The 16,402-nt window shown below is 61.7% G+C and carries 17 protein-coding genes; 10 read left to right on the forward strand and 7 right to left on the reverse strand.

Features of this window, described 5'->3' with window-relative positions; translation table 11 throughout:
- Positions 1–15 precede the first annotated feature (15 nt).
- From AC0V6X_RS11615 to AC0V6X_RS11640, 6 genes are all read left to right on the forward strand, one after another.
- Positions 16–324: a flagellar biosynthesis anti-sigma factor FlgM gene (locus AC0V6X_RS11615; RefSeq protein ID WP_486184703.1), complete on the forward strand. Its 309-nt coding sequence runs from the start codon at positions 16–18 to the stop codon at positions 322–324.
- Positions 321–650 carry a flagellar protein FlgN gene (locus AC0V6X_RS11620; RefSeq protein WP_486184704.1) on the forward strand — a complete coding sequence of 110 codons (330 nt, stop codon included), beginning with the start codon at positions 321–323 and terminating at the stop codon, positions 648–650. Before AC0V6X_RS11615 ends, AC0V6X_RS11620 begins: the two co-directional genes overlap by 4 nt.
- Positions 651–763: 113 nt before the next feature.
- On the forward strand, positions 764–1,813 hold the full coding sequence (locus AC0V6X_RS11625; RefSeq protein WP_486184705.1) for a transglycosylase SLT domain-containing protein: 1,050 nt from the start codon (positions 764–766) through the stop codon (positions 1,811–1,813).
- Positions 1,814–1,821: 8 nt separating this feature from the next.
- Positions 1,822–3,981: a flagellar biosynthesis protein FlhA gene (locus AC0V6X_RS11630; protein WP_486185577.1), complete on the forward strand. Its 2,160-nt coding sequence runs from the start codon at positions 1,822–1,824 to the stop codon at positions 3,979–3,981.
- Positions 3,978–4,727: a sigma-70 family RNA polymerase sigma factor gene (locus tag AC0V6X_RS11635; protein ID WP_486184706.1), complete on the forward strand. Its 750-nt coding sequence runs from the start codon at positions 3,978–3,980 to the stop codon at positions 4,725–4,727. The genes AC0V6X_RS11630 and AC0V6X_RS11635 overlap by 4 nt, the downstream gene beginning before the upstream one ends.
- Positions 4,728–4,927: 200 nt before the next feature.
- Positions 4,928–5,890 carry a bile acid:sodium symporter family protein gene (locus tag AC0V6X_RS11640; RefSeq protein ID WP_486184707.1) on the forward strand — a complete coding sequence of 321 codons (963 nt, stop codon included), beginning with the start codon at positions 4,928–4,930 and terminating at the stop codon, positions 5,888–5,890.
- 7 nt (positions 5,891–5,897) lie between these two features.
- Here the strand turns inward: AC0V6X_RS11640 and AC0V6X_RS11645 are convergent, their stop codons facing one another.
- From AC0V6X_RS11645 to AC0V6X_RS11660, 4 genes are all read right to left on the reverse strand, one after another.
- Positions 5,898–7,184 carry an acyl-CoA dehydrogenase family protein gene (locus tag AC0V6X_RS11645; RefSeq protein ID WP_486184708.1) on the reverse strand — a complete coding sequence of 429 codons (1,287 nt, stop codon included), beginning with the start codon at positions 7,182–7,184 and terminating at the stop codon, positions 5,898–5,900.
- Positions 7,185–7,312: 128 nt separating this feature from the next.
- A complete protein-coding gene (locus AC0V6X_RS11650) occupies positions 7,313–8,641 on the reverse strand; it encodes a phosphotransferase family protein (protein ID WP_486184709.1) in 1,329 nt (442 codons plus the stop codon).
- Positions 8,642–8,704: 63 nt separating this feature from the next.
- A complete protein-coding gene (locus tag AC0V6X_RS11655) occupies positions 8,705–9,484 on the reverse strand; it encodes a M48 family metalloprotease (RefSeq protein ID WP_486184710.1) in 780 nt (259 codons plus the stop codon).
- A 32-nt stretch (positions 9,485–9,516) separates the two neighbouring features.
- Positions 9,517–10,944, reverse strand: a complete 1,428-nt coding sequence (locus AC0V6X_RS11660; protein WP_486184711.1) for an aldehyde dehydrogenase family protein — start codon at positions 10,942–10,944, stop codon at positions 9,517–9,519.
- A gap of 176 nt (positions 10,945–11,120) precedes the next feature.
- Between AC0V6X_RS11660 and AC0V6X_RS11665 the strand changes: the two genes are divergently transcribed.
- Positions 11,121–11,819: a glutathione S-transferase family protein gene (locus AC0V6X_RS11665; protein WP_486184712.1), complete on the forward strand. Its 699-nt coding sequence runs from the start codon at positions 11,121–11,123 to the stop codon at positions 11,817–11,819.
- 54 nt (positions 11,820–11,873) lie between these two features.
- Positions 11,874–12,743: an S-methyl-5'-thioadenosine phosphorylase gene (mtnP, locus tag AC0V6X_RS11670; protein ID WP_486184713.1), complete on the forward strand. Its 870-nt coding sequence runs from the start codon at positions 11,874–11,876 to the stop codon at positions 12,741–12,743.
- On the opposite strand, the gene AC0V6X_RS11675 is transcribed toward mtnP, so the two are convergent.
- Entirely contained in the window at positions 12,740–13,498 is a 759-nt protein-coding gene (locus AC0V6X_RS11675) for a hypothetical protein (protein ID WP_486184714.1), read from the reverse strand. The genes mtnP and AC0V6X_RS11675 overlap by 4 nt on opposite strands.
- Positions 13,499–13,565: 67 nt before the next feature.
- On the opposite strand from AC0V6X_RS11675, the gene AC0V6X_RS11680 reads away from it, so the two are divergent.
- Positions 13,566–14,606 (forward strand): YybH family protein, encoded by a 1,041-nt coding sequence (locus AC0V6X_RS11680; RefSeq protein ID WP_486184715.1) that lies wholly within the window; start codon positions 13,566–13,568, stop codon positions 14,604–14,606.
- Positions 14,603–15,187, forward strand: a complete 585-nt coding sequence (locus AC0V6X_RS11685; protein ID WP_486184716.1) for a carboxymuconolactone decarboxylase family protein — start codon at positions 14,603–14,605, stop codon at positions 15,185–15,187. Before AC0V6X_RS11680 ends, AC0V6X_RS11685 begins: the two co-directional genes overlap by 4 nt.
- A gap of 7 nt (positions 15,188–15,194) precedes the next feature.
- Here the strand turns inward: AC0V6X_RS11685 and AC0V6X_RS11690 are convergent, their stop codons facing one another.
- Together AC0V6X_RS11690 and AC0V6X_RS11695 are read right to left on the reverse strand one after the other, a co-directional pair.
- On the reverse strand, positions 15,195–15,500 hold the full coding sequence (locus AC0V6X_RS11690) for a YciI family protein (RefSeq protein ID WP_486184717.1): 306 nt from the start codon (positions 15,498–15,500) through the stop codon (positions 15,195–15,197).
- Complete coding sequence (locus AC0V6X_RS11695; protein WP_486184718.1) at positions 15,497–16,399, reverse strand: VOC family protein; 903 nt, start codon at positions 16,397–16,399, stop codon at positions 15,497–15,499. Before AC0V6X_RS11695 ends, AC0V6X_RS11690 begins: the two co-directional genes overlap by 4 nt.
- Between the last annotated feature and the right edge of the window lie 3 nt (positions 16,400–16,402).

The raw sequence follows: 16,402 nt of genomic DNA on the forward strand, positions 1-16,402 counted from the left end.
CCCCGGAGAAGCATGATGCCCTCTATTGAAATCAGCAAATTGCAGGCTGTCACAGCCCCCCGGGCGCTGGCTGACACCGACCGTGCAGCAGCGCAGTCTGCGAAAACATCTCTTTCTGGCGCTGGCGGAGCTCCTGCCTCCGGCGCTGCGTCGGGCGTCTCGCTCGAAGTGAATGCCAGCGTCGACACGTCGTCGGCTCCGGTCGACACTGACCGTGTTCAGCAGATCAAGAGCGCGCTGCAGGATGGCAGCTATCCCCTGATCCCGACCGAGATCGCCGACGCGATGATCGCGGCGCAAGTGAGCTTTGGAATTGAGCAATGACCCCTGATCGGCCCACCACGGACCTGACCGGCAATCTGCGGCAGATGATTGCCGTGCTGGAACAGGAGCGGCAAGCGCTTGCCGGGCTGGACAGTGATGAACTGTTTGAGACCGCGCGCATCAAACAGGAATTGTGCGATGTGCTCGCGCCAGTCGGGCCGGACAATCTCGATCCGCACACGCGCGACCTTGTCACGACCGCCAAGGCGCTGAACGATGTGAACCGCCGGGTGCGCAACCTGCTGGCGGCCAATGTTGCGGCGCGGTTGGAGGCTTTGGGATCAGCCAAGCCCGCTTACACGGCCACCCCCGCCGCCATCGCCTGACAGGCGGTCCCACACGGTTCTGGCACGCCGCTTGCTTAACTCTCCTCACGCCGCGCGCGCTTCGCAGTGCGCCAGCGTGAGAGATCAACGCAAGACAAGGCAGGGCCTTCGCCGTGAGTCACAAAGCGATATCATCAACCGTCCCGCAGGCAGCCGCGCGCGCCGCGTTCGAGCAAGCCGCACGCACCTTTGACGCTGCCGGCACTCCGCAAGGCGCCGCGCGCCAGATCAGCGCCAACCGTGCGGACGGCCAAGTCTACAGCGCCATCGCAGGAGCGGCCCAGCAGACCACGATCGATTTCGACTTTCTGGTCGCACAGGCACAGGTCGAGTCCGCGATGGACCCCAATGCCAAGGCCCGCACCTCCAGCGCGACCGGGCTCTACCAATTCATTGAGAGCACTTGGCTGAACACCATGCAGCGCCATGGCGATCGCTTTGGCCTTGGCGATGTCGCAGCACAGATCAGCGTGGGCCAAAGCGGCAACGCCTATGTCGCGGACCCGGCCACCCGGCAGGAGATCCTTGCCCTTCGCCGTGACCCGCAGATTGCAGCACTGATGGCGGCAGGCCTTGCCGAGGACAACCGCGCGCATCTCGCCCCGATCCTTGGCCGTCAGCCCGATCACAGCGAACTCTACCTCGCACACTTCCTGGGCGCAGGAGGCGCAGGACGCTTCCTGTCGGCCATGGCACAAGACCCCAATCAAAACGCGGCCGAGCTGTTCCGCCGCCCCGCAGCTGCCAACCGCCCCGTCTTCTACGAGCGCAATGGCCAGCCGCGCAGCCTTGAAGGGGTGATGAATTACCTCTCCGGCAAGCTGGAGCGCGCCCGCGACTATGCCGATCTTGCCCCTCCCTCCAGCTACACCACCGCGAGCCTCACCCCGCCGGGCGCGACCAATCTGGCCGCCACACGCCCGCCCTATATGATTGCGGATGAAGCGGTGTTCGGGCCGCTGAACCCGCCAACCGTCACAGGACGCAATCGCCCCACGATTGAGGCCGCCTCCCCACTATCGCTCCGGGCGCCGGGACGCGAACGCTCCATGTCGGGCGTGCTTGAAAATACCTTTGGCGCAGGCAGCACAGGGGATGTCTCTGGCCAATCCTCCGAGCAAATCCAGCGCGCCTATGAGCAGCTGAAAGCGCTGGGTCTGTGATGGGACCTATGAACGCGATCACCGCCAACCCGGCCTCGCTGATCGAGCAGATGCGGAGGATGCCCGCCACGCTGGCGCTGCCCGTGGGCATTCTAGCGCTGCTGGTGCTGATGGTGCTGCCCATCCCGCCCATGCTGCTCGATATGTTCTTCGTGCTCAACATCGCGATTGCGGTCGCGGTGCTGATGGTCGCGCTCAATGCGCGCACCCCGCTCGATTTCTCCTCCTTCCCCAGCGTCCTGCTGTTCGCGACCCTGCTGCGCCTCGCGCTCAACGTCGCCTCGACGCGGATCGTATTGCTCAGCGGCCATGAAGGCGGCGCGGCTGCGGGGGAGATTATTGAAAGCTTCGGCCAGTTCCTGGTCGGAGGGAACTTTGCCGTCGGCCTGTTCGTCTTCTGCATCCTGCTGATCATCAACATGATCGTCATCACCAAGGGCGCAGGCCGCGTGTCAGAGGTCTCCGCCCGCTTCGTGCTCGACGCGCTTCCGGGCAAGCAGATGGCGATCGACGCCGATATTGCCGCCGGCCTTATTACCGCAGACGAAGCCCGCGCCCGCCGCCGCGAAGTGACGGTGGAGGCGGATTTCTACGGGTCGATGGATGGTGCATCGAAATTCGTGAAGGGTGATGCGATTGCCGCTTTGCTGATCCTTGGGGTCAACATCATCGCTGGATTTGCGCTGGGCATGATCAGCCACGGCCTTTCTGCGGGCGAGGCAGGGGAGATGTATATCACGCTCGCCGTGGGCGACGCATTGGTGGCGCAGGTGCCAGCCCTGCTGCTCTCCATCGCAGCCGCCGCCATCGTCACTCGCGTCGCAGATACGCGCGACCTTTCGGGCCAGATTGGCGGGCAGTTTTCTGACCCGCGCGGATGGTTGCCGGTCGCCGGTATCCTAGCCGCCATCGGCGCTGTTCCCGCCATGCCGCAAATGATCTTCCTGCCCGCCGCCGCCATTGCGGGCGGCCTATGGTGGGTCCTGCGCCAACGCGCAAATACGGCCACAACGCAAGAGGAAGAGCCCGAGGAAGAACCGCGCGGCGCAGACCATATCGACATAGAGGATGTCGCCGACCAGACGCTGGTCACGATTGAGCTGGGCTATGGCCTTGTCCACCTTGTAGACGAGGCCAAGGGCGCGCCGCTGATGACACGCATCACGGGCATTCGCAAACAGATGAGCCGCGATCTGGGCTTTGTCCTGCCGCAGTTCCGCATCCGCGATTCGCTCGATGCAGGGGCGAACGAATATCGCGTGCTGGTTGGCGGCTTGCCTGTCGCCAGCGGCATGGTGCGCCCGTCCAAGATGCTCGCCATCGACACGGGCGAAGTGCGCGCGGGCCACGGCGTTGTGGGTGAAGCGACTACCGATCCCAGCTTTGGCTGCCCGGCGCTGTGGATCGACCAGCCGGTGCGCGATCACGCCATTGCCGAAGGCTTCATGTGCGTCGATCCCAGCACCGTCATCGCGACCCACGCCAATCAGGAATTGCTCAGCCGTTCCGACCAATTGCTGGGGCCAGAGGAAGTGCAGGCGATGATCGACGATCTGAAAACCCGCGCGCCTGCGCTGATCGAAGCGGTTCATCCAGACCCGCTCACCCTGCCAGCCCTCACCCGCATTTTCCGCGCGCTGATCCGCGACGGGATTGGCCTTGCGCACCCGCAGCCTTTGCTCACCAGCCTCGCCCTTGCCTTGCAGTCGCATCAGGAATTTGACGCGCTGGTCGATGCCGTCCGCGCCGACCTTGGCGCGCGGCTGATTGCGCGGATTTGCTCGCCCCACGAACGGCTGATGGTCGTGACCCTCGATGCTTCGCTTGAGAGCGCGATTCTGGGCGGGATGATTGACCCCAGCACTGGCCAACCGCTGATTGAGCCGGATTGCGGGGCGATGATTATCGAGCGTGTGAACGCCGCGATTGAGCAGGTTGGCGGACCGGTCGCGCTGATCGTCCAGCCCCCTGCGCGCCGCGCGCTCGCCAGCCTGCTGCGCCAGCGCGCGCGGCAATGTCAGGTGCTCTCGATCAACGAACTGCCCCCAACCCAAGGGGTCGAAGTGGTGTGCGTGATCGGCGCGGAGGAACCCCTCCAGCAACAAGCCGGTCTGCCCGCACCAAACGGCTCGAATTCTGAATCTCAGCCAGAGGAGCTCGTGGCATGAAGCACGATCCCAAAAGCTTTATGGCAAAGGGAATTGGCGCAAAGCCTTACGCCAGTTCCTCGCGTGAGGAGGTGGAGGACCGGGTCCGCCGTTTCCTCCCCATGGTGCGCCGCGCGGCATGGCATATCTATGGCCATCCGGGCTCTGGCGGGCGTGAGGGGCTGGAGGTTGAAGACCTGATCCAGGCGGGCATCGTTGCGCTCACGGAATGCGCGCAGCGGCACAATGGCCCGACCGAAGATGGTTTTGCCGCCTATGCGAAAATCCGCGTGCGCGGGGCGATGTTCGATCAGATCCGCAAGCAGATGAACGACACGCGCACCGCCCGCAAAAAGCGCGCGCGCTACAATGAAGTCATCGATCAGCTGAAGGCGGCAAGCGGCTCAGACCCCAGCCGCAGCCAGATCGCCGATGCGCTGGGCGTGAGCGATACAGAGCTGCTGGAGATTGAGGCCAGCGCGGTCACCGTCACCTCCATCAGCGAGGAATATGACGATTCCAACACCGCCTTCGCCAGCGACGATCCCGACCCGTTCGAAGTGCTCTGCGGGCAAGAGGATCGCGACAGGCTGGTCGCCGCGATGACAGAGCTGCCCGACCGGCTGAAGCTGGTCCTGCAATTGTTCTTCGTCGAGGAATTAAACCTCACCGAGATCGCCGAAGTGCTGGAGGTGAGCGTGCCAAGGGTGCACCAATTGCGCGCCAAGGCTCTGAAGGATTTGAGGAAGGCGCTGGAGAGCGAATAGGCCGATGTTCGGCTGAGGCCGAAATTGGCATTTTCCTACATCGAAAAGGCTTGCTAGCTTTGCTGAGCCGCTTTTCATCCTTAGTCGGCCGTGCCGAACCGCGCTTTCGTTCAATAAAGACGGCCTGCGGATGTACTTCATCAACTAAACTCTAATTTCACAGCGCGAATCGCCGATACTCAGGACTCCGAACAGCCCCAATGCTGCGCACCATCACCAACAATTTTGCGGTCCTGACCGTGCTCGGCGTAGCGCTCGCGTGGCTTTTCCCGCCCGCTTTCACTTGGATGACCGACGGCAGCCTCCGCATCGCAGGCCAGCCGCTTTTGTCGGTGGCATTGGGCCTGATCATGCTGGCGATGGGCCTGACGCTGACCTTCGACGACTATCGCGGATTGGCCCGCCTGCCCAAAGCTTTGGTCGCAGGCGTCGCGCTGCAATTCCTCGTCATGCCGCTCGCAGGCTTTGCGATTGCGAGCGTGATGGGATTGGAGAAAGGCCTCGCCGTTGGGCTGATCCTAGTGGCCTGCTGTCCGGGCGGAACCGCGTCGAACATCGTCGCCTATCTCGCGCGCGGAAATGTGGCTCTGTCGGTGGCGATGACGATGGCCTCGACCCTCGTCGCCGTCGCTCTGACGCCGGTGCTGACCGGCGAATTGGCGGGAGCCTATGTCGAGATCGACCGCTGGAACCTGCTGCGCAACATGGTCGCGATTGTGCTCGTGCCGGTATTGCTTGGCACCGCGCTCAACCGCCTTTTTCCGAGGGCAGCAGCAGCGGTGAGCGGGTTTCTGCCGCTGGTCGCAATCATCTTGGTGATCCTGATCGTCGGAGGGATTGTGGGCGGAGCCAAGGCGGAAATCGCTGAGCATGCGGGGCAATTGCTCATCGCGACTTTCTTGCTCCACGCGATTGGGTTTGGCCTAGGCTTCGTGCTGGCGCGGCTTCTCGGTCTTGGGGTGAGCGAGCAGCGCACCATCGCCATCGAAGTCGGAATGCAGAACTCCGGCCTCGGCTCAGGCCTCGCAAAAACACCCGCTTTCCAAGCGCAATTCGCCAGCGCCACCCAGGCCGCCCTCGCTCCTGTCCCCGCAGCGATCTCGGCCGTCTGGCACGTTCTGATCGGCAGCTTGCTCGCCAGCTGGTGGCGGCGGAGGGGGTGAACAGGCCCTAGTCGTACATTCCCCGCTTCGGGCCAAGATATCCGAACAGATACGCCCCCACCTTGCGCATCTGGATCTCCTCAGAGCCCTCTGTGATGCGATAGCGGCGGTGGTGGCGGTAAATGTGCTCGAACGGAGTGTGGCGCGAATAGCCGATGCCGCCGTGAACCTGCATCGCGCGATCCGCTGCCTCGCACACCAGCCGGTTCGCCCAGTAATTGCACATCGAGACCTTGTCGGAGATCGTCCGTTCAATCTCTTCGTGCGGCATGTTGTCCATCTCCCACGCGGTCTTGAAGATGAGCAGGCGGAGCATTTCGCATTGGGTCGCGAGCTCAACCAGCGGAAACTGGATCGCCTGGTTCTTGGACAAAGCCTCTCCGAAGGGTTTGCGCGAGCGGGCATATTTGACACTCTCGTCAACGCAGAATTGCGCTGCACCACAGGAGCTTGCCGCCTGACGGATGCGGTTCTGATGGACGAAACTCTGAGCCAGCGCGAGGCCGCGCCCCTCGACGCCAAGGATTGCTGAGTGCGGCACCCACACGTCCTTGACGCTCAGGCGCGGATGGTCGGTGGGCATGTTGAAGGTCCACATCCACTCCTCGATTTCGAGGCCCTGCGTTGGGTTGGGGACGAGGAAGCAGGTGATCCCGCTAGCATCCCCCGCATCGCCGGAGGTGCGCGCAAACATCGCGCAGTGGGTCGCGACATGCATGCCGGTGATCCACATCTTTTCGCCATTAATGAGCCAGCCATCGACGCCATCGCGTGTCTCGCGGACCGCCGTGGTCTCCATATGGGTGGCGTCAGAGCCATGGTCGGGTTCAGTGAGGCCAAAGGCAACGCGGCGCGTGCGCTCGAAGCCGCCGAGGATGAACTCCTCTTTCTGTTCCTCGGTGCCCCATTGGTCGAACATCGCGACGAAGGGGAAGTTGCCCACAATGCTGTGCTCGTTCTGGAGGTCGTTGTGGAGGCCGAGGCCCTGCTTCGCAAAATGCTCGCGGATGACCGCCATCCAAAGGTTCGAACCGTCCTTGCCGCCATACTTTGATGGTGCGGAGAAGCGCCAATGACCTGCGGCGTCGGCGCGGCGTGTGGCTTCCTTGAGCAACTCCTCCCATTCCTCGCGCGGCAGACCGCCTTTGTCCCAATCGGTGCGCGCATGTTCGCGGCGATGGTCGAAGAAACGGATGTTGTCGTCCTGCTGCTCGAGCGGCTTGATCTCGGCCTCTATAAAGGCGTCGAGTTCGTCGAGATAGGCTTGAAGGTCGGCGGGGATTGCGAAGTCCATTTAGTCTTCCTCGCTCATGGAGAAACGTCACTGAGTGCCCGTCCGGGTGGGTGCGCAAAGCGCGCCCGGCCCAACAGACATTGGGGGGGCGGACGGGCGCGGGCTTACCGCTGGCGCGGCAAGCCGGGTCATGTCCAGTTCTCGCGCGCTACAGCGAGGGCAGGGTATTTGGGGGAGTCAGCGGAAACCATATCCAAGATTTCGCGGCGCAATACTGAGAGCCATTCTGGATCATTCAGCGAGCGCTCTCCTGATAGAAAGTCTGGTGCCCAATGGTCGGATCGGGTGACAGTCACTTCGCATTCGCGAGCAATGATCCCAAGTGCGTTACGCGCCACGGCGTTCTGGAACCTATCATGGCCTTCCATCTGGTGCTTGATGGTCTCCAACCACTCCCCGACTGCAATCGCGATCTCCCCGTAACTCGCCTCACCTGTGGGGAAACTATTGATGTGAGATGCTGGCAGCTCCCGCCTTCGCTCCTCCTCGGGAGCATCCTCCTCCAACAGCATCAGCAAGTCTAGCTCCTGCTCGCTCGTCCGGCGAGAGATCACTACACGCTCCAGCATCCGGTCCTCGCCTGAGCGCCAGATCTTCGCCATCCGCAGGCACCCCAGCGCCCACCAGACGGTTCGGTGGATCAGCCAGTAGCGAAAGCGCTCGCGATCAACTGTGCGCCCACCATTCGCCTCATAGGCATCAAGGTAGTGGTCGAGGTCAGCGAGGCCCAATGCAGGCCGGTCATACCGGTGGAAGCGCCACACCGCCATGCAGCCGAATGCCAAGTCCTCGTGATAGTCGCCGAAATGCGCCAGCTCCCAATCAAGCACGCCGGTGAGCCAGCCATCATCCGTCACCAGCAGATTGCCCATGCGATAGTCGCCGTGGACCAGCACAGGGGCGGCAGCGTCTGGCGGGCAATTGTCTTCCAACCATTTGAGGCCTAGCGCAATGATCGGCCGGTCGCCGCCAGCTTCCTCGAACTGTGATTTGAGGTCAGCGATGGCCTCGCGCGTGTTCATCACAGGCACCGATTCCGGCAGGTCCGCAGGCGTGAGCGTGTGGATCTTCGCAAGCTGCGACGCGCATTCGCTTGCGAGCCGGTCAGCCTCGTCGGTTTCAAGGATTTGCTTGGGGTTGGGAGTGCCTTGAAGCGCCTCCATCACATAGCCCGATCCAATGCCGTCCTCCGGCTCCAGCTCTGCAACCACCACCGGAGCGCTTACCCCCGCTGCCTTGGCTGCGCGGACAATGTCTGCCTCGACATCGTGACCGAAAGGGCGGTCCTTCATGAAGTCGAGACTGGGCGCACGGCGCAGCACATAGGTGCCTTCGATACGCCCGTTGGGATGGGGTAAAGGCGGCGCGCCATCCGCTTTGAACCGCCAGCTCTCCATTGTCGCGCCGCCGGTTAGGCGCATTAGGCCCCGGATAGAAGAAAGGCCGGCTCGCGCCATTGCGCGGGCCAGCCCTTCTTGAAGCATGTCAGGTGTGGTGTCCCCCACGCGTACCCGTCAGATCTAGTCGAGCTTGCGACGCATTCGGCGCGCGCGGCTCTTGGGGCTGGGATGGGTCGCAGTCCACGCAGCGAGGCCACCCGCGTCGCTCCCGCCCATGCCATCGAGCTTCTCAAGCGCGCTCACGCAGGCTGCGGTGTCGTAGCCGTTGTCCTCCATGAAATCGAAGGCGTAGTCGTCTGCCTCACGCTCGTGCTTTTGCGAGTGCTGGGCGCTGATGACGTTGCCGAAGAACTCGCCAAGCTCTGAGTCAGCAAGGCGGTCGACCTTATCGCTTGCCGTGCCTGCAACGCTCATCGCGGCATCGCGGCGCAGCGCGCCTTCCATACGCTTGCGAGTGTGCTCGCGCTGGACGTGGCCGATTTCGTGCCCGATTACATAGCGTACCTCGTCATCGGTGAACTCGTCCATGAGGCCTGCGAAAATGCGGATCGTGCCGTTGGCCATGGCAAAGGCATTTACATCGCTGACCAGATAGGCCTGAATGTCGAGGTCGAGCCCGTCATAGCTATCGAGTCCCTGCGACAAAGCGGCAAGGCGCTGGCCATAGGGATCATCGGGACCTGCGAGCGGATTGTTCTCATCCATCTCGGCGCTCATCTGGTCGAAAAAGACCATCATCTCTTCGTCCGAATAAGACACCGCATCGACCACCTTACGGGCCGATCCCATAATATTGCCGAGGCTCTGCGCGCTCAACGGAGCCGCGATGCTAACGCCGCCCAGCAAAGTCGCCATGCCCACAAATGAGCGCCGCGACGTAACCATTTTACCATTGCTCATGGTCTTCCCCTATCTGTCAGTTGCGACCCGCCTTAAGCGGGGACGTTGTCCTTTTTGACAGTGATTACTTGAGGATAGGTGAATTCCTTCAAGCCTTCCTTGCCATATTCCGCACCAAAGCCCGACTGCTTGTGTCCGCCGAACGGCGCGAAGGGCGACAGGTGCATGAATTCGTTGATCCATACCGTGCCGGTTTCGAGCTGCTCGGCAACTTCAACGCCCTTCTCCGGATCCGCGGTCCAGACTGCTCCGGCGAGGCCGTATTCGGAATTGTTTGCTCGCTCGATCACTTCCTCTTCGGACGAGAACTTCATCAGCGGCATGACTGGGCCAAACTGCTCCTCGGCCACAATCCGCGCGTCTTCGGGCGGGTTGTCGAGGATCGTGATTGGGACGTAATAGCCGGTGCCGGACGGGTCCTTGTCCCCACCGGTCAGGAACTTATAGCCATTGTCCCTAGCGTCCTGGATCAGTTCGAGCACGCGCTCATACTGCTTCTTGTTCTGGATCGGACCGACGCCGGTGCCTTGCTCTGAGCCATCACCGACCACAACATTCTTCGCGTATTCGGCAATCGCGGCTGAGAGCTCATCATAGATGTCTTCGTGAATGTAGACGCGCTTGGCTGCGATGCAGACTTGGCCTGCATTCTGGAAGCTCGACCAGAATAGCTGCTCGGCAACCTTTTTAGGGTCGGCGTCGGGGAGCACGATCGAGGCGTCGTTGCCGCCCAGCTCCAAAGTGATGCGTTTGAGGTCGCCTGCCGCGCCCTCCATGATCTTCTTGCCCGTCGCCGTCGAGCCGGTGAAGGTGATCTTGTCAATGTCCGGATGACCGGTGATGAGGGGACCAAGGCTGTCTTCGCCGGTGATGATGTTGACTGTGCCAGCGGGCACTTTGTCCGCGATCAGCTCCGCCACGCGCAGGGTAGTGAGCGGAGTAAAGGGCGAAGGCTTCAGGACAATCGTGCAACCGCTCATCAGCGCGGGTACGATCTTCTGGACCGCCATCATGACCGGGAAGTTCCACGGCACGATCCCGCCGACCACACCGACCGGCACACGGCGGTGGCGGTGAAGGCGGGTGTCGCTGTCCTCGATGATTTCCTCTTCGAGCTGCAGCGTCGATTGCGCAGCGGAGATACCGGCCGCGCCGTAAATCTCGCCCTTGGCCTGCGCATGCGGCTTGCCCTGTTCACTGGTAAGCAGGCGATAGAGTTCATCGGCGTTTTCCTTGATCGCCCCTGAGATTGCCATGCAGGCAGCCTGACGCTCTTCAAAAGTGCTTTTCTTCCACGTTTTGAACGCGGCGCGCGCAGCGGCAACAGCCTTGTCGAGATCGGCTTCACCGCATGCGGGAACCTGGCCGATCACCTCCTCATTGGCGGGATTGACTACATCAAGCCACTCGCCGGTTTCGACCATCTCTCCGTTGATCAGGTTCTTGTATTGGGTGACCATCGTCGTTTCCTCTCTCGTCGCAAATTCAGATTCGAATGCGTTACGTGCCAGAATTGGCGTCTTGCAGCCAAAAATCAATTCGAATTTGCAACGGAACTACGATGGAGCGAGCCGCATTCGGGTTGCGCGCAGCCCCGCGCGGTTTATGGACGAACGCTGCTGAGGAGAATTCAAGCATGAGCGACCCCGACATCATCCTGTACGGCAGCCCCATCTCGCCCTTTGTACGCAAGGCGGCGGCGGTGTGTATCGAGAAGGGCGTTCCCTTCACCATCGAAGCAGTGAACGTCTTCGATCCGCCCGAATGGTTCCGCGCAATTTCGCCAATGAAGCGCATCCCGGTGATGCGCGACCGCTCAATTGCAGAAGAGGGCGTCGCAGGCACTATCGCCGACAGCTCCGCGATCTGCGCTTACCTTGATCGCAAGCACCCTGAACCCTCGCTCTACCCGGCAGACGCCTTTGACCATGGCCGCGCGCTGATGATCGAGGAATACGCTGACACGACGTTGGCAATGGCGGGCGGTCTGGGCATCTTCCGTCCGATCTTCTTCAACCTCACCAGCGGGAAAGAGCCCGACGTCGATAAGGCCCGCGCGACTTGGGCCAATGATCTGCCGCCCATCCTCAGCTTTCTCAACACAGAACTGGAGAGCGGTGAGTTCTGCGTAGCAAGCAGGCTTTCCATCGCAGACCTCGCGCTGACTTGCGTCTTGATGCAGATCGACCTCGTCGCTGAAATGCAGCTGAGTGACTACCCTGCGTTGGCGGCACATTATGAGGCGATGCACACCCGCCCTTCCATCGCTGGTCCCTATGCCAAAGCGGAGCGGTTTGTGCGCAAGGTCTTGCCCGAGCGGATTAACCTGACCTAAGGCCACTGAAAGCTAGGCAATAGCCAACAACCAAGCGGGAGCAGCGCGCCTTCTATGGCCAAAGAGTGGTGTATCGGGATAATCGGGGGCTCTGGCCTTTACGATATTGAGGGGATCGAGGACCAGCAATGGCTGCTCATCGACAGCCCTTGGGGTGAACCCTCTGATGAGATCCTGTTCGGCACGATTTCCGGGGTCAAAGTCCGCTTCCTGCCACGCCATGGCCGCGGCCATCCAATCTCGCCCAGCGACCTGAATTCGCGCGCCAATATTGACGCGTTGAAGCGCGCAGGCTGCACCGATATTCTTGCGATCTCCGCGGTGGGTTCCCTGCGTGAGGAGATCGAGCCGGGGCGCTTTGCCGTGGTCGAGCAGTTTATCGACAACACTAAGGGGCGCCCCTCGACCTTCTTCTCAAGCGGCTTTGTCACTCATGTTTCAATGGCTGACCCGGTTTGCTCGCGCTTATCCGGTTATGCCGCCAAGGCGATCACCGAATGCAAGGGCAAGGTCGCCACTGGCGCGACCTATCTGGCTATGGAAGGCCCACAATTCTCAACCCGAGCCGAGAGCCATATGTACCGTGCCTGGGGCGCGGACGTGATCGGCATGACGGGAATGCCCGAGGCAAAGCTGGCCCGCGAGGCGGAGCTTCCCTACGCGCTAGTTGGCATGGCGACCGACTATGATTGCTGGCGTGACGGAGATGAGGTCAGCGTCGCGCAGGTCGTGGCGCAGATGCAGGAAAACAGCCAGCTCGCCCGCGAGTTCGTGCTGAAATTCATCGAGAATCTGCCCAAGACGCGCAAAGCCTCGCCCATCGACAAGGCGCTCGACAACGCGGTCATCACGGTGCCCGACGAACATGATCCCGAGCTTTTGACCAAGCTCGACGCGGTCGCCGGGCGCGTAATCAAGGGCTAGCTTTCGGGCGGCGTGAACAGCGCCTGGTCAATCGGTTCGCCCACGCTCGTTTCAGTCCACATAACCCGATTGCTCATCACGCCATCGTAAAGCAGCGTAACGGAACGCGCCTGCACCCAGCCATTTTCCAGCCTCACAAAGTCGGCGTAGAGCCGTTCGTGAAAGCCGCGCGGTGTGTCGAAGGCGAGATAGGTGATGAAGCCGCTTTCCCGGTCGAAGCCGAACAGCGTTTCTGCACCCTGCGGATCAGTTATGCGAACAAGGTCGGTCGGACGCCCGAGTATGTCGCGCGGCGGAGCGAAAGAGAGCGCAAAGCCTTCACCCAGAGCCTGCCGGACAATGCCGAAGCCGAAATTCGTTGCCCAGTAAGCGTCCGCCTGCTCGCGCGGCATGATCCCGCGTTCGGTCCAGGTCGTCTCGCCATCATAACCAACCTCAAAGATCAGCCGCTCGCCCGCTTTGGCGATGATGCGGACCTTGCCCGACGCCCCGTGAGCGGAGGTCCGCTCGGCATCCATCTCACGCCACATCTGGTAGTCGTCCGCAACGACGCGCACCGCGCCGGTTTGCGGCTCGAAGAAGGTAGCTGTGCCGGACAGGGCGAGGGTTTTGGGCTCCAGCCACAACTCGCCACCATGGGCCTTGACCGCCCGCTCGACGACGGAACGCGGGGTGGGTTGGGAGTGGTGATCCGCCAGTGCTGGAGCGCTGATCGTCATTGCCAAAGCTGCGATCCAACCGAAGTGCTTCATCATCTCTCACCCGCCTCAAATTTGTCTGGACATCTTTTCAACCATGCGGGGCTGGTCTAGGCAAGGAGGAATGAAAAATCTGGCTCTCGCTGCTGCTGTCAGCACCCTCGCCCTTGGCTCTCCTGCCTTTGCGCAAGAGCAACTTCCGCCCGGCATCTGGACCAATGTAGAGGACGCCTATTTCGCCGAGGAAGAGGGCCGCGAACCGCAAGCTGACCACGCCTACGAAGTCGCGCAAGACGGGCGCTGGCGCAGCATTGATGCGTTTGGCGAGGCCCAGACCGAATGGAGCGAGGCGGCCATCCCCGGCCTATCCCGCCGCGAGAGCGGATCAGGATGGCAAGTGGATGGCAGCGAACTGCGGCAGGCGCGCCGCTTCACTTGCTGGGTCTCCGCTCGCAAATTCGCTGGCAAAGCGGATGGCAGTGCCGACTGGACCTTCACGCGCGGGTTGGAGCTGCACGATCAAGGCGGGCGTGTGAGCGTCCCGGGCAATGGCGAAGCGCCCGACGTGACCTTCCGCCTGCGCAATGTCACCTGGGCGGCGGGCAGCCGCAACCGGCCTTCTTTCGTGCTCTATGTCCACAAGGACGATCCCGACCGCGCTGAAAGCTACAGCTGGGCCTCGCCCGATGCCGATCTGATCGGGATCAACCTGCGCTGGGTGCAAGGCAGCTGCTCGCTTGTTGGCGAGAGTAACGAGGCAAAGGCCGCTCAACTCATCAGTGCGGCGGAGCAGTGGGAGGCTCTCTATGAAGCCGGAGAGTGGGAAGCGATCCGCGCACTCTACGCCGATGACGCCGTGCTGATGACACACGGCACGGAGAAGATCGAAGGCGCGGACAACATCGTCGCCTTCCTCCAGCGGCTCGGTAATATGGGCGCCAGCGTCGACTTCGACATCAGCCCGGAAGAAACCACCGTGGTAGGCGACATGGGCTACCTCACCTCGCTCTACCGAATGGCGATCACCTTACCGGAAGCCAATGAGCCGACAATCGTTACCGGCCGATCCTTCCTCGTCTACAAATGGTCACCACCGGAAGGCTGGCTTCTGTGGCGCGATATGGACAATCAGGCACCAGACGCAGGGCTGGAGGCGTTCGAGTGACGCGTATTCCTCCCAAAGCCGCTGCCGAGGCTATGGGCGGGGAGGAATCCGCTGAATTCGCCCGCCGAATGATGGGCTACATCCCCAATTCGGTGCTTACCATGGCGCATTGGCCCGAACTGCTGGAGGCGTTTCGGGGAATGGTCGCGGTGATCTATGGGCAGAGCCGGTTGGATAATGGCTTCAAACGGTTGATCGGTCATGCGGCAAGCCTGTCTGCCGGATGCCGCTATTGCCAGGCGCATACCGGCCACGGCGCAATCGAACAGGGCGTCGATCAGGCCAAGATTGATGCGCTTTATGATTTCGAGACTTCGGAAGTCTTCTCCGACGGCGAGCGCGCGGCTCTAACGCTTGCCTTTGCTGCTGGCGGTCAGCCCAATGCCGCGACGGACGCGCATTTCGAGCGGCTGAGCGAGCACTACGACGCGCGTGAACAGGTCGAGATAATGGCAGTGATTGCGATGTTCGGCTTCCTCAACCGCTGGAACGACACGCTAGCGACCAGCCTTGAAGCGGAACCTGAGACCTTTGCAGACAGAGCTTTGGCGTCAAAGGGCTGGGAAAAAGGCGAGCACTAGGCTCAGCTCACATCTTCCAGGCCACGCCTCCGACCCAGTCGCCCGCGACGCCTAGAAAGTGGCTGGCGCGGATCGATTGCCACACACCGGCGGCATAATAGGGGTCGGCTTCGAATTTGGCACGCGCTTCTGCTTCATCTTCGGCTTTGATGACCACCAGAGAGCCGACCGTTTCCTCGCCGTCTTTCAACGGGCCAGCAATGGCATAGTCGTCAATGTTCGCCTCGATATGCGCCAAGTGATCGGCCAGCAGCCGTTCGCGCAAGGTCACACCATTTTCGCCATCGCGGCAATAGAACGCAAACAGGGTCATGCCCCCACCTCCACACACTCAACAAGCTCGCCGCCTACACCGATTGCGGTCGCGGCGCGCCTGCCTTTGTAAAGTGGTCCCTTACGCGCTTGCGGAGGCGCAATCCAGTCCACGTCGCAATCGTCGAGTGCGGTGACCGCCAATGTGACCATCGCATTGCCGGGCGGCAGCATCCCTTCGTGCCGGGCACGAGGGGTCGCAGCTTCGGGGTAGTCATCAACCTCGACAATCGGCATCCGGTCGTTGTTGACCATTGTGATCGTGGTCTGGGTTTCGGGAGGCAGTCCGAAGGCGGTGTTGATCATTGAATAGGGCAGAGTGTAATCCTCCCGCCGTGTCAGGCCCAGCCTTTGCGTATACCACGCGATGGATTCCTCGCGGCTCGGCGTAGCGAGCACGACAATGAATATCTTATCTACCGGGGAGCCAGCACGCGGCAGGTCTGTTTCAGGCATATTGCCAAGAACCTGATTGAGGTAGATCATTTCACGCCCCGGCCCCAAAGCCTGCATCGGGATGAAAGCGGGTTCCATGTTCTCCAGCACTTTGGGCGGACCGACGATTTCGAACAGATCCGCCGGGAGCGCCTCTGGCCAGTGCCAGACATCTTCAACCGTGGTTTCAAACGCAGCCCAGCCATAGGTGGTAGTGGGTTTGAAATCGGGGTGATCGGGTTGCTCTACCAGTCTGAACCAGCACGGCGCGCCGCTCTTGGGTCGAAGCACAGCATAGGGCGAACTTGCATTGGCAGGACAATCCCAGCTGGCGGCAAGGTCGGCGGGAAGCTCCCCCTGGTCAACCAGATCGAGCTGAAGGACGTCGCGATAGGCAGTGATCGCGCGGGCTAAGTCAGGCACGGCGGAGAGGCCGCCCATGATTGTGCCGTGCTGGATTGTCATTGT

This window comes from Erythrobacter sp. S267 (assembly GCF_057365045.1).

Bases quoted from the DNA above. Each gene is read 5' to 3' on its own strand.
- AC0V6X_RS11615 (WP_486184703.1), top strand. From the start codon at position 16: ATGCCCTCTATTGAAATCAGCAAATTGCAGGCTGTCACAGCCCCCCGG.
- AC0V6X_RS11620 (WP_486184704.1), top strand. From the start codon at position 321: ATGACCCCTGATCGGCCCACCACGGACCTGACCGGCAATCTGCGGCAG.
- AC0V6X_RS11630 (WP_486185577.1), top strand. From the start codon at position 1,822: ATGAACGCGATCACCGCCAACCCGGCCTCGCTGATCGAGCAGATGCGG.
- AC0V6X_RS11635 (WP_486184706.1), top strand. From the start codon at position 3,978: ATGAAGCACGATCCCAAAAGCTTTATGGCAAAGGGAATTGGCGCAAAG.
- AC0V6X_RS11640 (WP_486184707.1), top strand. From the start codon at position 4,928: ATGCTGCGCACCATCACCAACAATTTTGCGGTCCTGACCGTGCTCGGC.
- AC0V6X_RS11645 (WP_486184708.1), bottom strand. From the start codon at position 7,184: ATGGACTTCGCAATCCCCGCCGACCTTCAAGCCTATCTCGACGAACTC.
- AC0V6X_RS11650 (WP_486184709.1), bottom strand. From the start codon at position 8,641: ATGGCGCGAGCCGGCCTTTCTTCTATCCGGGGCCTAATGCGCCTAACC.
- AC0V6X_RS11655 (WP_486184710.1), bottom strand. From the start codon at position 9,484: ATGAGCAATGGTAAAATGGTTACGTCGCGGCGCTCATTTGTGGGCATG.
- AC0V6X_RS11660 (WP_486184711.1), bottom strand. From the start codon at position 10,944: ATGGTCACCCAATACAAGAACCTGATCAACGGAGAGATGGTCGAAACC.
- AC0V6X_RS11665 (WP_486184712.1), top strand. From the start codon at position 11,121: ATGAGCGACCCCGACATCATCCTGTACGGCAGCCCCATCTCGCCCTTT.
- mtnP (WP_486184713.1), top strand. From the start codon at position 11,874: ATGGCCAAAGAGTGGTGTATCGGGATAATCGGGGGCTCTGGCCTTTAC.
- AC0V6X_RS11675 (WP_486184714.1), bottom strand. From the start codon at position 13,498: ATGATGAAGCACTTCGGTTGGATCGCAGCTTTGGCAATGACGATCAGC.
- AC0V6X_RS11680 (WP_486184715.1), top strand. From the start codon at position 13,566: ATGAAAAATCTGGCTCTCGCTGCTGCTGTCAGCACCCTCGCCCTTGGC.
- AC0V6X_RS11690 (WP_486184717.1), bottom strand. From the start codon at position 15,500: ATGACCCTGTTTGCGTTCTATTGCCGCGATGGCGAAAATGGTGTGACC.
- AC0V6X_RS11695 (WP_486184718.1), bottom strand. From the start codon at position 16,399: ATGACAATCCAGCACGGCACAATCATGGGCGGCCTCTCCGCCGTGCCT.